The sequence below is a fragment of the Streptomyces sp. ActVer genome (genome assembly GCF_027270795.1).
GTDB lineage: Bacteria > Actinomycetota > Actinomycetes > Streptomycetales > Streptomycetaceae > Streptomyces > Streptomyces umbrinus_A.
In genome coordinates, this window is sequence record NZ_JAPWHT010000041.1 from 1 (window position 1) to 15,025 (window position 15,025).

Sequence of the window (15,025 nt, forward strand, 5' to 3'; positions counted from 1 at the left end):
CCGCAAGACGGGCCGCGGCTTCCGCGAATATGCCCGGCGCTGAACCGCCGCGCGACGCCGGGCCCGGGGACCGGCCCGGCGAGCTCGCCTCCGGGCCCTGGGACCGGCCCGGAGGCGGGCCTGCGGTCGGATCCGGTGCCGGAGCCGGCCTCGGGTCCGGCACCGGGCCGGGGTTCGGGCAAGGGACGGGGGCCGAGCGGAGGTCCGGCGGCGAGTCCGTGAACGGGACAGGGCAGCCGGCGGTCGGCGGGGTCGTGGACGGGTCCGCGAACGGGGCCGGGCCCTCGGCCGATGGCCGGCCCGGCGACTTGTTCGCCGAACACGCCGACTGGGGCGGGCTGCTCGATCCGGCCGCCGCCCCCGTCCCGGTCCCGCTCGGGGAAAGACCCGGTCATGAGCGCTCCGCCGCGTACATGCAGTACGTTCGGGGCATGTCCCAGCCCGCCAAGTCCTCCCGTACCCCAGCCACGTCCGACGCTCCGGAGAGTGCCGCGGGCAGCCGTGCGGCCGCGCAGCGGCTCAAGATGCGCCGCGAACTCGCGGCCGCCGCGATGGAGCTGTTCGCGACGAAGGGGTACGAGGCGACGACCGTCGACGAGATCGCGGCCGCGGCCGGGGTCGCCCGGCGCACCTTCTTCCGGCACTTCCGCTCCAAGGAAGAGGCGATCTTCCCGGACCACGACGACACGTTGATCCGGGCCGAGGCGGTGCTCAACGCGGCGCCGGCGCACGAGCATCCGCTCGACACGGTGTGCCGGGGCATCAAGGAAGTCATGAAGATGTACGCGGCGAGGCCGGAGATCTCGGTGTCGCGCTACAAGCTCACCCGCGAGGTACCGACCCTGCGGGAGGCGGAGATCGCGTCCGTGGCCCGCTACGAGCGGCTGTTCACCCGCTATCTGCTGGGCCACTTCGACGAGCACGCCCACGACGACGACGCCAACGACGACCCGCTGCTCGCGGAGGTCGCCGCGTCCGCCGTGGTCACGGCCCACAACCACGTGCTGCGGCGCTGGCTGCGGGCGGGCGGCCAGGGAGACGTCGAGAGCCAGCTCGACCACGCCTTCGCGATCGTCCGGAAGACCTTCGGTACGGGGATCGGGGCCGGTCGGGACACCGCGCCGCGCTCGGTGCCCGCCTCCGCCGCCTCCGTGGAGGGCGAGGTGCTGGTGACCGTGGCCCGCGTGGACGCTCCGCTGGACCAGGTGATGCGCACGATCGAGCAGGCACTCAAGGAACGGCCGTAGCAGCACCCCGCGAAACCGCGGCGGCCGCAGCAGCACTCGGCGGAACCGCGGCTCAGCCGCTGTTCTCGCCGAACGCCTGATCGCCGGACGAGCTCAATGTGAGCGCGTCCGGCATCTTTTTGCCCGGATTCAGGCGTTTCCTGGCCTAGCCTGATCGATCATCGCTCACGTGTTACGTAAAGATTTCACCTGAGCGCAACTTCTGGCACTCCGTGCCTTGCGGCGTGACACGGCGTGCCATACGTTGAAGTTGTCCGGGCGGCCGGCGTGCAGAGATCCTTCGTACGCCGGCTGTCCCCGCAAACCAATGGTCTGCGCGCCCGGACGCCTGCGTCACAGGCAACCTTCCGCGCCACAACGCGCTGCCGAGCACCACCCCCGCCGAACCGACGGCACTGCCCCACACCAGCAGCAACCACCCCGACGTAACCCTCAGCGTTCCCCTCAGACGCTCATCGCCGGAGGCACCACCGTGAAGGAAATCCTGGACGCGATTCAGTCGCGCACCGCCACGTCCGCCGACTTCGCCGCACTGCCGCTCCCCGAGTCGTACCGCGCGATCACCGTGCACAAGGACGAGACGGAGATGTTCACCGGACTCGCCACCCGCGACAAGGACCCCCGCAAGTCGATCCACCTGGACGACGTGCCGGTGCCGGAACTCGGCCCCGGCGAGGCCCTGGTGGCCGTGATGGCCTCCTCGGTCAACTACAACTCCGTGTGGACCTCGATCTTCGAACCCATGGCGACCTTCGGGTTCCTGGAGCGCTACGGCAAGCTCAGCGACCTCACCAAGCGCCACGACCTGCCGTACCACATCATCGGCTCCGACCTGGCGGGCGTCGTGCTGCGCACCGGTCCGGGCGTGAACGCCTGGCGGCCCGGTGACGAGGTCGTCGCGCACTGCCTGTCCGTCGAGCTGGAGTCCAGCGACGGCCACAACGACACGATGCTCGACCCCGAACAGCGCATCTGGGGCTTCGAGACCAACTTCGGCGGCCTCGCCGAGATCGCCCTCGTGAAGTCCAACCAGCTGATGCCCAAGCCCGACCACCTGTCGTGGGAGGAGGCCGCCGCCCCCGGTCTTGTGAACTCCACGGCCTACCGGCAGCTGGTCTCCCGCAACGGCGCCGGCATGAAGCAGGGCGACAACGTCCTCATCTGGGGCGCCAGCGGCGGACTCGGCTCGTACGCCACCCAGTTCGCGCTCGCCGGCGGCGCCAACCCCATCTGCGTGGTGAGCAGCCCGCAGAAGGCGGACATCTGCCGTGCGATGGGCGCCGAGGCGATCATCGACCGCAACGCCGAGGACTACAGGTTCTGGAAGGACGAGCACAACCAGGACCCGCGCGAGTGGAAGCGCTTCGGCAAGCGCATCCGTGAGCTCACCGGCGGCGAGGACGTCGACATCGTCTTCGAGCACCCGGGCCGCGAGACCTTCGGCGCCTCCGTCTACGTCACCCGCAAGGGCGGCACGATCGTCACCTGTGCCTCGACCTCGGGCTACAACCACGAGTACGACAACCGCTACCTGTGGATGTCCCTGAAGCGGATCATCGGCTCACACTTCGCCAACTACCGCGAGGCCTGGGAGGCCAACCGGCTCATCGCGAAGGGCAAGATCCACCCGACGCTCTCCCGGGTGTACTCGCTGGAGGAGACCGGGCAGGCCGCGTACGACGTGCACCGCAACCTCCATCAGGGCAAGGTCGGAGTCCTGGCGCTGGCGCCCACCGAGGGCCTCGGCGTGCGCGACGAGGAGAAGCGCGCCCAGCACGTCGACGCCATCAACCGCTTCCGGAACATCTGAGGGCCACCCATGACTGAGCGCCAGACGCCGCAGGCGAAGAACGAAAGGGACCGGCCGTGGCTCATGCGCACCTACGCCGGTCACTCCACGGCCGAGGCGTCCAACGAGCTGTACCGGCGCAACCTCGCCAAGGGTCAGACGGGTCTGTCGGTCGCGTTCGACCTGCCGACACAGACCGGCTACGACCCCGACCACATCCTCGCCCGCGGCGAGGTCGGCCGGGTGGGCGTGCCCGTCTCGCACCTCGGTGACATGCGCCGGCTGTTCCAGGACATCCCCCTGGACCAGATGAACACCTCGATGACCATCAACGCCACCGCCATGTGGCTGCTGGCGCTCTACCAGGTCGTCGCCGAGGAGCAGGGCGTCGACATCACCAGGCTCCAGGGCACGACCCAGAACGACATCGTGAAGGAGTACCTGTCGCGGGGGACGCACGTCTTCCCGCCGGTGCCCTCGCTCCGTCTGACGACGGACATGATCTGCTACACGGTCAACAACATCCCCAAGTGGAACCCGATCAACATCTGCAGCTACCACCTGCAGGAGGCGGGAGCCACCCCGGTCCAGGAGATCGCGTACGCGATGTCCACCGCGATCGCCGTCCTGGACGCGGTGTTCGCGTCCGGGCAGATCGCGGAGGAGCAGAAGGGGGACGTGGTCGCCCGTATCTCCTTCTTCGTGAACGCGGGCGTCCGCTTCGTCGAGGAGATGTGCAAGATGCGGGCGTTCGGCCGCATCTGGGACAGGATCACGCGCGAGCGGTACGGGATCGAGAACCCCAAGCACCGCCGCTTCCGGTACGGGGTCCAGGTCAACTCGCTCGGTCTGACCGAGGCCCAGCCGGAGAACAACATCCAGCGGATCGTGCTGGAGATGCTGGCGGTGACCCTCTCGAAGGACGCACGCGCGCGTGCCGTCCAACTCCCGGCCTGGAACGAGGCGTTGGGCCTGCCCCGCCCCTGGGACCAGCAGTGGTCCCTGCGCATGCAGCAGGTGCTCGCGTACGAGAGCGACCTGCTGGAGTACGCGGACATCTTCGAGGGCTCGCACGTCATCGAGGCGAAGGTCGCCCAGCTGATGGAGGACTCGTTCGCCGAGATCGACCGGATCCAGGAGATGGGCGGCGCGATGGCGGCCGTCGAGTCGGGCTATCTGAAGTCGCAGCTCGTCTCCTCGCACGCCGAGCGCCGGGCCCGTATCGAGTCCGGTGACGAGAAGATCGTCGGCGTCAACATCTTCGAGTCGACCGAGCCGAACCCGCTCACGGCCGATCTGGACGCCGCGATCATGACGGTCGACCCGGCGGTGGAAGCACGGGTAGTGCAGGCCTTGCACGAATGGCGCCGCAATACTGATAAAGTCGCTTTGTCCGACAACGGTGTTGAAGGACCTACCGCCGGGCAGGCGGAAAGTGACGCCTGTGGAGGCTTGTGTAAGACCGCGCCCTTCGGGGATCGGCAGAGGCCTGTGAAGCAGGAACCCGAGGTGGTACCTAGCCGAGGTACGGACCAGAATCGCCCGCCTTCGGACGAGCGAGGACGCCAACAGCCCCCCTTCAACCACTCGGGGCGATGCAGGGCGTTGGGGCGGCTGCGAGAGGCAGCCGTCACCGACGCCAACCTCATGGAGGCCACCCTCGAGTGCGCCCGTGCCGGGGTCACGACCGGCGAGTGGGCCGGTGCCCTGCGCGAGGTGTTCGGCGAGTTCCGCGCCCCCACCGGTGTCTCGTCCGCGCCCGTCGCGGTGACCGCCGAGGAGGGCTCGGCCATGTCGGAGGTCCGCCGCAAGGTGGAGCTGACCGCGAAGGACATGGGCGTCGGCAAGCTCCGTTTCCTGGTGGGCAAGCCGGGCCTGGACGGGCACTCCAACGGCGCCGAGCAGATCGCCGTACGGGCCCGTGACGCCGGCTTCGAGGTGGTCTACCAGGGCATCCGGCTCACGCCCGAGGAGATCGTGACCGCGGCCGTCGCCGAGGACGTGCACGCGGTGGGCCTGTCCATCCTCTCCGGCTCGCACGCCCAACTGGTGCCTGACGTGCTGGAACGCCTGCGTGTGGCCGGTGCCACAGACATCCCGGTGATCGCCGGTGGCATCATCCCGAATGGCGACGCCGAAGACCTGCGGGCCGCGGGAGTGGCCGCGGTCTTCACTCCGAAGGATTTCGACATCACCGGAATCATCGGCCGGATCGTCGACGAGATCCGGAAAGCGAACAAGCTCGACCCACTGGAGGTCCCCGCATGACCAGCCCCGCCCACCCGTCTCCCACCCCCGCCCTTTCAACGGGCGGCTTCGCCGCGCACCTCCCCAATCGTCTGCGCCCGCGTCGCTCCTGCCTCGCGGTACCGGGGAGCAACCCCCGCTTCCTGGAGAAGGCGCAGGGCCTCCCGGCCGACCAGGTCTTCCTGGACCTGGAGGACGCGTGCGCGCCGCTGGCCAAGCCCGAGGCGCGGCACACCATCGTCAAGTTCCTCAACGAGGGCGACTGGACGGGCAAGACGCGGGTCGTGCGGGTCAACGACTGGACGACCGAGTGGACGTACCGCGATGTCGTGACGGTGGTCGAGGGCGCGGGCCCGAACCTCGACTGCATCATGCTGCCGAAGGTTCAGGACGCCCAGCAGATCGTGGCCCTCGACCTCCTGCTGACGCAGATCGAGAAGACGATGGGCTTCGAGGTCGGCAAGATCGGCATCGAGGCGCAGATCGAGAACGCCCAGGGCCTCAACAACGTCAACGAGATCGCTACGGCCTCCCAGCGCGTCGAGACGATCATCTTCGGCCCGGCCGACTTCATGGCGTCGATCAACATGAAGTCGCTGGTCGTGGGCGAGCAGCCGCCCGGCTACCCGGCGGACGCCTACCACTACATCCTGATGAAGATCCTGATGGCCGCCCGCGCCAACAACCTCCAGGCGATCGACGGCCCCTACCTGCAGATCCGCAACATCGACGGCTACCGCGAGGTCGCCGGACGCGCCGCTGCCCTCGGTTTCGACGGCAAGTGGGTGCTGCACCCGGGCCAGGTCGAGGCGTCCAACGAGATCTTCTCTCCCTCCCAGGAGGACTTCGACCACGCCGAGCTGATCCTGGACGCGTACGACTTCTACACGTCCGAGGCGGGCGGCAAGAAGGGCTCCGCGATGCTCGGCGACGAGATGATCGACGAGGCCAGCCGCAAGATGGCCCTCGTCATCTCCGGCAAGGGCCGGGCCGCCGGCATGCAGCGCACGTCCAAGTTCGAAGCCCCGGAGGCCTGAGCACCATGCAGTTCGGACGCACCTACGAGGAGTTCGAGGTCGGCGCGGTCTACAAGCACTGGCCCGGAAAAACGGTCACGGAGTACGACGACCACCTCTTCTGTCTCCTGACGATGAACCACCACCCGCTCCACATGGACGCCAACTACGCCGAGAACACGACGGACTTCGGCAAGAACGTGGTGGTCGGCAACTACATCTACTCGCTGCTGCTGGGCATGTCCGTGCCGGACGTGTCGGGCAAGGCGATCGCCAACCTGGAGATCGAGTCGCTGAAGCACGTCGCGCCGACCTTCCACGGCGACACGATCTACGGCGAGACCACGGTCCTCGACAAGACCCCGTCGAAGTCCAAGAACGACCGTGGAATCGTCTACGTCGAGACCAAGGGCTACAAGCAGGACGGCACGCTGGTCTGTGTGTTCCGCCGCAAGGTGATGGTCCCCACCGAGACGTACATCAAGGAGCGCGGCGGCGAACAGCCCGGCCGGCCCCAGCTCAAGGAGCAGGAGAAGTAGCCATGGCGCGACTCGCCCAGACCGCCGGTCTGACCGACATCCAGCAGGAGATCCTGTCCACCGTGCGGGACTTCGTGGACAAGGAGATCATCCCGGTCGCGACCGAGCTGGAGCACCGCGACGAGTACCCGCAGCAGATCGTCGACGGGCTCAAGGAGTTGGGCCTCTTCGGCCTCATGATCCCCGAGGAGTACGGAGGGCTGGGCGAATCTCTCCTCACCTACGCGCTGTGCGTGGAGGAGATCGCGCGCGGCTGGATGTCGGTGTCCGGCATCATCAACACGCACTTCATCGTGGCGTACATGCTCAAGCAGCACGGCACGCAGGAGCAGCGGGAGTACTTCCTGCCGCGCATGGCGGCGGGCGAGGTGCGCGGCGCGTTCTCCATGTCGGAACCGGCACTCGGCTCGGACGTTTCGGCGATCACGTCGAAGGCGGTCAAGGACGGCGACGAGTATGTCCTGAACGGTCAGAAGATGTGGCTGACGAACGGCGGAACGTCGACGCTCGTGGCCGTTCTGGTGAAGAGTGACGAAGGCCACCCCGAGGGCACGGCGCCCCACAAGTCGATGACGACCTTCCTGGTGGAGAAGGAGCCCGGCTTCGGTGAGGTCCGCCCGGGCCTGACCATCCCCGGGAAGATCGACAAGATGGGGTACAAGGGGGTCGACACCACCGAGTTGATCATGGATGGCCTGCGCATTCCGGCCAATCGGGTGCTCGGCGGGGCCACCGGCCGAGGGTTTTACCAAATGATGGACGGCGTCGAGGTCGGCCGCGTCAACGTGGCGGCGCGTGGTTGCGGTGTAGCTCAGCGTGCGTTCGAACTGGGCGTCTCCTATGCCCAGCAGCGTCACACTTTCGGCAAACCGATCGCCCAGCACCAGGCAATCCAGTTCAAGCTGGCCGAGATGGCTACCAAGGTCGAGGCCGCCCATGCGATGATGGTGAATGCGGCACGCAAAAAGGACTCCGGGGAGCGAAACGACCTCGAAGCAGGGATGGCGAAGTACCTCGCCTCCGAGTACTGCAAAGAGGTCGTCGAAGACGCCTTCCGGATCCACGGCGGTTACGGCTTCTCCAAGGAGTACGAGATCGAGCGCCTCTACCGTGAGGCCCCGATGCTGCTCATCGGTGAAGGTACCGCCGAGATCCAGAAAATGATCATCGGACGCAGGCTGCTCGAAGAGTATCGGTTCCAGGGCTAGAAATACCGATTCGGGGTGTTTTCATCGAGAAGAAGATCACACCCCGTCAGCACTCTTCAGCCGCCGACTCGGCTTCCTGGCTTGCCCAGTTGTGGCCCGCGACCGGTACGATCCCGGGAAAGCCGCCGTCCCCCGTTACAGCGCGGCATCATCCGCTACGAAGGTCATCCATGCCCCACAGCCAAACCTCTGCACCACGCGACAGCCTGGCAGGCGTACGTATTGCGCGCGGAGCATCGCCGTGGCTCCTGCCGACCGTCGCCACCGCAGCACTCAGCCTGGTACGCGCGCGCAGGTCCGGCGCCGCCAAGGCCGTCGCCGTGCCCGCCACCGCGCTGGCGGCGGGCATGCTGTGGTTCTTCCGCGACCCCGAGCGTGAGATCGCCCCGGGCCGGGTCATCTCCCCGGCCGACGGTGTGGTGCAGAGCATCATGCCGTGGAAGGACGGTCGCACCCGCGTCGCGATCTTCATGAGCCCGCTGAACGTCCACGTCAACCGCGCGCCTCTCTCCGGCACGGTGACGTCCGTCGAGCACATCCCCGGCGGTTTCGTTCCGGCGTTCAACAAGGAGAGCGAGAACAACGAGCGCGTTGTCTGGCACTTCGACACCGAGCTCGGCGACATCGAGATGATCCAGATCGCCGGTGCGGTCGCGCGGCGTATCGTGCCGTACATCCCTCAGGGCACGAAGGTCGAGCAGGGCGACCGGATCGGGCTGATCCGCTTCGGGTCGCGCGTCGACATCTACCTCCCCGAGGGTGTCGAGGTCGACGTGGAGGTCGGCCAGAAGACCGTGGCGGGGGTGACTCGCATTGACCGTGATTGATCCCGAGACACAGGCCGGCTGGGTGCCGGAGGCCGATGAGCTGGACGACGAGGAGGAGATGCCCCTCTCTCTCCGCCTCTCAATAGCGGACACCCTCACGCTCGGTAACGCCACGTGCGGCTTCATGGCGGTGTACTTCACCACCACGGGCATCCTGATCCCGCACCTCACGAGCAGCCAGGAGACGGGCATGGCGCGGAACAGCGCCGCCACCGCCGTGATCCTGATGCTGTGCGCCGCGGTCTTCGACCTGTTCGACGGCCTGGTCGCCCGCAAGCTGCGCTCCTCCCCCATGGGCGCGGAGCTGGACAACCTCTCCGACCTGATCAGCTTCGGTCTGGCGCCCGCGTACTTCGTGCTCGTCTACGGCATGGTCGCCGACGACGCGTACCAGCGGGTGGCGGCGGTGGGGGCGATCGTGGTCCTGCTGGCGGTCGTGCTCCGGCTCGCCAGATTCTCCTGCGTCACGGTCAAGGACGGCACCTTCCAGGGCATGCCCTCGCCGTTCGGCGCGCTGACCGTCGTCTCCATCGTGCTGCTGGAGCTGCCGTTCGTCGCCACGCTCATGGCGATCATCGGCACCGCGTGGCTGATGGTGAGCCGGGTCGAGTACCCGAAGCCGCGGGGGCGGCTCGCCGTGGCGATGCTCTCCTGGATCGTCACGAGCATGGCGCTGCTGGCGGCCTGGGCGTTCGATGCGCCTGGTGGGCAGCTTCTGCTCCAGACCGGGTGTGCGTTGCAGTTGGTGACCGGAGCGGTGATTCCCCTCTTCGCCACCGCTCGGAGGGTGAACAATTTTCGCGACAACCGGCGTGAGGCGAGGGCTGCGCAGCTGCCGTAGCGGGTTGTCGTAGGCGTACGACGTCGAAGGGCCCCGAACCTGTGGTTCGGGGCCCTTCGTGTGGGGTGACCTCGGGTGCGTGTGTGAGTGCGGGTGCGTGGGGGCTTGTCGCGCAGTTCCCCGCGCCCCTAAAGGACAAAAGATTGCGCCGTTCCCCGCGCCCCCAAACAGCCGGGCCTCAGGTGGCCGGTGTGTATGCCGTCGCTGTGTCCGAGGCCTCGGGGTCCCTGACCACCTTCATGCCGCCCGTTACGGTCTTGTCGGGCTGGAGGATGACGCTCTGCTTGGAGGAGGGGGCGTTCGGGTCGGTGAAGTCCTGGGGGATGCCGAAGCCCGTGTCGAGGTTGTTGATGGTGAGGAGGGCCTTGTCGACGCCCTCGCGGGTCAGGTCCTTGGACGAGCAGGCCTTCTTCAGGGCCTCGCCGAAGGCGTAGACCGCGGTCCAGCCGGCGACGACTCCGTTGTCGAGGGAGTCCTTCGGGTACGCCTTCTTGTAGTCGGCGACCAGCTTCTGGGCCTCCGGGGTGTCCGCGCCGATGGGCAGCGAGGGCGAGGCCACGTAGTAGTTCTTCATCAGGGCCGGGCCCGCCTGGGTCGCCAGGAGCTGCGGGGCGAAGGCCGAGTTGTTGCCGATGATCGGGACGTCGAAGCCGCCCGCCGCGGCGACACCGACGAGCGAGGCCGCCTGGCGCGGGCCCGCGCTGATCACGACCGCCTTGACGCCGGCCTTCTTGAGAGCGGCGACCTGTGCGGTCATGTCGTTGTCGGTCGGCTTGATCTTCTGTTCGACGACGGTCAGACCGGCCTCCTTCGCGATGTGCTTCGAGCCGACCAGCGCGCTCTCGCCGTAGTCGCCCTCGAAGTAGACGTGCCCGATCTTGTCGCCCTTCTTGATGCCCTTCTCCTTCATCAGGAAGTCGACGGCGTTGATCGTCTCGATGTCGTACGTGGATCCGATGACCCGGATGTACGGGCTGCCGAGCAGGGTGGCCGACCAGGCCTGCGGCAGGACCAGGCCCTTGTCCTGGCTGTCGATGCGCTGCTTTACCGAGGCGACGAACGGGGAGCCGATGAACTGCGTGAAGCCGAGCACCTTCGGCTCCAGCTCGGTGTATCCGGCAAGGGCCTTCTGCGGGTCGTAGCCGTGGTCACGGACGGTGAGCTCGACCTTGTAGCCGCAGACACCGCCGTCGGCGTTCAGCTGCTTCACATAGAGCTGCTGGGCCTGGGTGACGCTCTTGCCGAGGGTCGCGTACACGCCGGTCATGTCGGTGAGGACGCCGAGCGTGATGGTCTTGCCGGAGATGCCGTCGCCGGTCTTCACCTCTCCCGCGGCGGCCGTCCCCTTGTCCTTGTCGTCGTCCTTGGCCTTGGAGCTGCACCCGGCCAGCACGAGCAGCGCGGCGAGCGCGCCTGCGGTCACCTGGGCCGCGTAAGTCGTCCTCATCGTTCCTCCCCTGGGATGGACCGTGGACCGGTCCTGACACGACGCCCGGCGGCCACCCTGACCAGGCCGCCGGGCAGGAAGAGCACCACCGCGACGACGGCGGCGCCGTAGAGGTACCGGGATGCCTCGCCCGGTGCGATCCCGCCCGTACCGGGGGCGGAGACCAGGGGCAGCGCATCGCTGTAGCGGGTCAGCAGCTGCGGCAGCAGGGAGACGAACACGGCCCCGACCACCGCCCCGGAGACCGAACCGAGCCCGCCGATGACGATCATGGCGAGGTATTCGAGCGACAGCGTGATGCCGAAGTAGTCCGGCACCGTCCGCTGGAAGACCAGGGCGAGCAGGACGCCCGCGAGGCCCGCGTACATCGAGGACAGGACGAAGACGGCCGCCCGGTAGCGGGCGACGGGCACGCCGATGACCCCGGCGGCTATGCGGTGGTCCCGGATCGCGTTCATGGCGCGTCCGGGGCGGCCGCGCAGCACCCCGCGCGCGAAGAGCGCGCAGCCGAGGAGGAGGACGAGTCCCGCGTACCAGAGCTTCTCCGCCGAGCCGAACGGCACGGCGGCGACGACGAGTTCACGGTCGTCGAAGGTCAGCCCGAAAAGGCTCAGGGGCGGTACGTCGCGGCCGTTGAAGCCGCCGGTGAGGTCGCGGGCGTTGAACAGCACGTGCTGGCCGATGAAGATCAGCGCGAGTGTCGCGATGCCCAGGTAGGCGCCGCGCAGCCGTCCCGCGATGGGGCTGAAGAGGCCGCCCGCCAGGCCCGCGACCAGGACGGCGAGGACGGCCGCGAGCCAGGTCGGCAGTCCGAGGCCGGTCAGCCCGTCACCGCCGTCCGCGGCGAACACGCAGTAGCCGTACGCGCCGACCGCGAGGAAGAACGCGTGTCCCATGGAGAGCTGGCCCGTGGAGCCGGTGAGGAGGTTGATGCCGATCGCCCCGATCGCGGCGGCCATCGCGAACAGCCCGGCCTGGAGCCAGAACCGGTCCAGGTAGAAGGGCAGGGCGAGCAGGAGGACGGCTCCGGCGGCCCAGACGTACGTGCGGGTGCGGGCGGCGGATCGCAGCGGTCTCACGAGGGCCTCAGACACGGGCGAGCTCCTTCGTGCCGAACAGCCCGGCGGGCCGGATGAGCAGGATCACCGTCATCACGAGGTAGGGGGCGAGGTCGCCCAATCCCCGGCCCAGGAAGGTCAGTTCGCTCTGGTAGCCGGCGGCCAGGGACTCGGTGACGCCCACGAGCAGACCGCCGACGAGCGCGCCCGTCGTGGAGTCGAGGCCGCCGAGGATCGCGGCGGGGAACGCCTTGAGGGCGGCGAGCGAGGTGGCTCTCTCCAGTCCTGGGGTCGGGAAGACGGTCAGGAACAGCGCGGCCACGGCCGCCAGTCCGCCGGCCACGGCCCAGGCCCCGAGCGACACCCTGCCGAGCCGTACGCCCATCAGCGCGGCCGTCTCCGGGCTCTCGGCGGCGGCCCGCATCGCGACGCCCCAGGAGGTGTAGCGGAACGCGAGCAGGAACACGGTGATGAGCAGGGCCGCGGCCACGAAGGCGGCGATGCGCGTATGGGCCAGGGAGATGGGCCCGAGGGTGAGCACGGCATCGCCCCACGGGTCGCCGAGGGGCAGGACGTCCGTGCCGATGCGGCGGGTCAGTTCGGTGGTGAGCAGGATGTCGACGCCGATCGTGACGATGGCGAGGACGCTGTGGTCGGACCCCCGGTAGCGGCGCATCACCAGGAACTCCACGGCCGCGCCGACCACCGCGGCCCCGGCGATCCCGACCAGCAGCGCGGGCCAGAAGCCGATGTCGTCGTGGAGGGTCGCGGTGACGTACCCGCCCGCCAACAGCAGTGACGCATGGGCGAAGTTGACGACCTCGGTGGCCCGGAAGATGACCACGAAGCCGAGGGCGATGAGGGCGTAGACCGACCCCATCGACACCCCGTTGAGGAGGAGTTCGGCGAAGGTGCTCACGAGGCGGCTCCCTCGGGGCGCTCTCCCAGGTAGGCGCGTACGACCGCCGGGTCGTTCTGTACGTCGGCGGGGGCGCCGTCCGCGATCAGGCGCCCGAAGTCGAGTACGGTCACCGCGTCAGCGAGCCGCATCACCACCCCCATGTCGTGTTCCACCAGGACGATCGAGATGCCGAGGCTGTCGCGAACTCCCGCGATCACGGCGGAGGTTCGGCGGCGCTCGTCGGCGGTCATGCCCGCGACCGGCTCGTCCAGGAGCAGCAGGCGCGGCTCCATGCAGAGGGCACGGGCGAGTTCGGCGAGCTTCTGCTGCCCGTACGGGAGGGAGCCCGCCGGGCGGCCGAGGTAGGGCGTTATGCCGACGAACTCGGCGATCTCGCGTACGCGTTCACGGTGCCGGCGCTCCTCGCGGGCCGCCGCCGGGAGGCGAAGTCCCGCTGACAGGAAGCCGGTTCGGGTGAGCCGGTGGCGTCCGAGGAGCAGGCTGTCCTCGACCGTGGCGAGCGGGGGCAGCGCGAGGTTCTGGAAGATGCGGGCGACGCCCAGACCGGCGATGCGGTGCGGAGGCATGCCGGTCAGTTCGTGCTCGCCGAAGAGGACGCTGCCGGCGGTGGCGCGGTAGACCCCGGACAGGACGTTGAAACAGGTGGACTTTCCGGCTCCGTTGGGGCCGATGAGGGCGTGCACGGTGCCGGGGCGCACGGTGAAGTCGACGGCGTCCAGGGCGGTGAGGCCCGCGAACCGGACGGTCAGCTCCCTTACGTGGAGCGGCGGCACGTCGGGGGTCGGCGAAGTGGGCTCCGGCGGTGGGGAGTCCGGCCGGGTGGGGTCCGACCGGGTGGGGTCCGGTCTGGTTGTGGGGTCCCGTCGGCCGTCCGGCCGGGCGGGGTCCGGCTCGTCGTCGCCCGGTGAGCCGTCGCTGGGCATGGCGTCGCTCGGCATGTCGGTGTTCACCCCTTCCAGCGGGTCAGGGCCGGATGCGTGGTGCGGGCCCGCTCGGCGTCGGCCGCCGCGTCCTCGTCGACGACACCCAGATAGCGGCGGCGCACCTCGTCGGAGGCGGCCAGTTCGTCCGCCGCCCCCGACAGGGTGACTTCGCCGACTTCGAGGACGTACGCGCGGGAGGCGAGCCGCAGGGCCAGGGCGGCGTTCTGTTCGACGAGCAGGATCGAGGTGCCCTGGGCGTTGATCTCCCGCACGGTGTCGGCGATCCGCTCGGCCATCAGCGGGGCGAGTCCGAGGGACGGCTCGTCGAGGAGCAGGATGCGCGGGGTGGCCATCAGGCCTCGGCCGACCGCGAGCATCTGCTGTTCTCCGCCCGACAGCAGGCCGGCGCGCTGCTGGGCGCGCTCGGCGAGGACGGGGAACAGTTCGTGGACGCGGCGCAGGGCGGCGGCCCGGTCGGCCCGGCCGCCGGTGGCTCCCAGTGCCCCGGCGCGGAGGTTGTCGGCGACGGTCATCCGGGCGAACACCCGCCTCCCTTCCGGTATTTGGGACACTCCGGCGGCGACGACGCGGTCCGGCGACAGCCCGTCGAGTCGGCGGCCGTTCAGGCTCACCGTGCCGCCGGTGACCGCGCCGCCGTGGAAGGACAGCGTCCGGCAGACCGCCCGGAGCAGGGTCGACTTGCCCGCGCCGTTGCCGCCGAGGACGGTGACCACGGCGCCCTCGGGCACCTCCAGGGACACCTGGCGCAGTGCGCGTACGGGCCCGTATCCGACCGACAGGTCGTGAACGACCAGCCCGGAACCACCCGAACCACCCATCTGACTCCCCCTGTTCTCGCCCCGTGTGGCGCTCACCACAGCACCGGCGGGGGCGTCCGTCCACGGGGTGCGGGCGAATCGCTGCGGGTGACCAGCGGGCGCGGCCGTGCGTTGTGCGCGCG

General features: G+C 69.0%; 12 protein-coding genes and 1 pseudogene. 8 read left to right on the forward strand and 5 right to left on the reverse strand.

Annotated features, from left to right (window positions below):
* Nucleotides 1-431 precede the first annotated feature (431 nt).
* The 8 genes and pseudogenes from O3Q52_RS09650 to pssA all read left to right on the forward strand — a co-directional run bounded on the left by O3Q52_RS09650 (nucleotide 432) and on the right by pssA (nucleotide 9,714).
* Nucleotides 432-1,247, forward strand: coding sequence for a TetR family transcriptional regulator (locus tag O3Q52_RS09650; protein WP_269648425.1), 816 nt, complete (start codon nucleotides 432-434; stop codon nucleotides 1,245-1,247).
* 472 nt (nucleotides 1,248-1,719) lie between these two features.
* Nucleotides 1,720-3,057, forward strand: a complete 1,338-nt coding sequence (ccrA, locus tag O3Q52_RS09655) for a crotonyl-CoA carboxylase/reductase (RefSeq protein ID WP_190227166.1) — start codon at nucleotides 1,720-1,722, stop codon at nucleotides 3,055-3,057.
* Nucleotides 3,058-3,066: 9 nt separating this feature from the next.
* A pseudogene (locus O3Q52_RS09660) lies at nucleotides 3,067-5,286 on the forward strand (protein meaA); the annotation flags it as partial.
* Between the two features lie 14 nt (nucleotides 5,287-5,300).
* A complete protein-coding gene (locus tag O3Q52_RS09665; protein ID WP_269648405.1) occupies nucleotides 5,301-6,320 on the forward strand; it encodes a CoA ester lyase in 1,020 nt (339 codons plus the stop codon).
* A gap of 5 nt (nucleotides 6,321-6,325) precedes the next feature.
* Nucleotides 6,326-6,838: a MaoC family dehydratase gene (locus O3Q52_RS09670; RefSeq protein WP_019071295.1), complete on the forward strand. Its 513-nt coding sequence runs from the start codon at nucleotides 6,326-6,328 to the stop codon at nucleotides 6,836-6,838.
* Between the two features lie 2 nt (nucleotides 6,839-6,840).
* Nucleotides 6,841-8,046, forward strand: coding sequence for an acyl-CoA dehydrogenase family protein (locus O3Q52_RS09675; protein WP_055612051.1), 1,206 nt, complete (start codon nucleotides 6,841-6,843; stop codon nucleotides 8,044-8,046).
* A gap of 170 nt (nucleotides 8,047-8,216) precedes the next feature.
* Entirely contained in the window at nucleotides 8,217-8,873 is a 657-nt protein-coding gene (locus tag O3Q52_RS09680; protein ID WP_269648406.1) for a phosphatidylserine decarboxylase, read from the forward strand.
* 22 nt (nucleotides 8,874-8,895) lie between these two features.
* The gene (gene pssA, locus O3Q52_RS09685; protein WP_269648426.1) at nucleotides 8,896-9,714 is read left to right on the forward strand and encodes a CDP-diacylglycerol--serine O-phosphatidyltransferase; all 819 of its coding nucleotides are present in this window, start codon (nucleotides 8,896-8,898) and stop codon (nucleotides 9,712-9,714) included.
* 178 nt (nucleotides 9,715-9,892) lie between these two features.
* On the opposite strand, the gene O3Q52_RS09690 is transcribed toward pssA, so the two are convergent.
* The 5 genes from O3Q52_RS09690 to O3Q52_RS09710 all read right to left on the reverse strand — a co-directional run bounded on the left by O3Q52_RS09690 (nucleotide 9,893) and on the right by O3Q52_RS09710 (nucleotide 14,903).
* Nucleotides 9,893-11,161 carry an ABC transporter substrate-binding protein gene (locus O3Q52_RS09690; protein WP_269648407.1) on the reverse strand — a complete coding sequence of 423 codons (1,269 nt, stop codon included), beginning with the start codon at nucleotides 11,159-11,161 and terminating at the stop codon, nucleotides 9,893-9,895.
* Entirely contained in the window at nucleotides 11,158-12,255 is a 1,098-nt protein-coding gene (locus O3Q52_RS09695; RefSeq protein ID WP_269648408.1) for a branched-chain amino acid ABC transporter permease, read from the reverse strand. Before O3Q52_RS09695 ends, O3Q52_RS09690 begins: the two co-directional genes overlap by 4 nt.
* Nucleotides 12,248-13,138 (reverse strand): branched-chain amino acid ABC transporter permease, encoded by an 891-nt coding sequence (locus O3Q52_RS09700; protein WP_269648409.1) that lies wholly within the window; start codon nucleotides 13,136-13,138, stop codon nucleotides 12,248-12,250. The genes O3Q52_RS09695 and O3Q52_RS09700 overlap by 8 nt, the downstream gene beginning before the upstream one ends.
* On the reverse strand, nucleotides 13,135-13,914 hold the full coding sequence (locus O3Q52_RS09705) for an ABC transporter ATP-binding protein (protein WP_269648427.1): 780 nt from the start codon (nucleotides 13,912-13,914) through the stop codon (nucleotides 13,135-13,137). Before O3Q52_RS09705 ends, O3Q52_RS09700 begins: the two co-directional genes overlap by 4 nt.
* Before the next feature lie 173 nt (nucleotides 13,915-14,087).
* Nucleotides 14,088-14,903 (reverse strand): ABC transporter ATP-binding protein, encoded by an 816-nt coding sequence (locus tag O3Q52_RS09710; protein WP_269648410.1) that lies wholly within the window; start codon nucleotides 14,901-14,903, stop codon nucleotides 14,088-14,090.
* Nucleotides 14,904-15,025: the final 122 nt, after the last annotated feature.

Bases quoted from the DNA above. Each gene is read 5' to 3' on its own strand.
- O3Q52_RS09710 (WP_269648410.1), bottom strand. From the start codon at position 14,903: ATGGGTGGTTCGGGTGGTTCCGGGCTGGTCGTTCACGACCTGTCGGTC.
- O3Q52_RS09680 (WP_269648406.1), top strand. From the start codon at position 8,217: ATGCCCCACAGCCAAACCTCTGCACCACGCGACAGCCTGGCAGGCGTA.
- O3Q52_RS09675 (WP_055612051.1), top strand. From the start codon at position 6,841: ATGGCGCGACTCGCCCAGACCGCCGGTCTGACCGACATCCAGCAGGAG.
- O3Q52_RS09665 (WP_269648405.1), top strand. From the start codon at position 5,301: ATGACCAGCCCCGCCCACCCGTCTCCCACCCCCGCCCTTTCAACGGGC.
- O3Q52_RS09650 (WP_269648425.1), top strand. From the start codon at position 432: ATGTCCCAGCCCGCCAAGTCCTCCCGTACCCCAGCCACGTCCGACGCT.
- O3Q52_RS09670 (WP_019071295.1), top strand. From the start codon at position 6,326: ATGCAGTTCGGACGCACCTACGAGGAGTTCGAGGTCGGCGCGGTCTAC.
- O3Q52_RS09690 (WP_269648407.1), bottom strand. From the start codon at position 11,161: ATGAGGACGACTTACGCGGCCCAGGTGACCGCAGGCGCGCTCGCCGCG.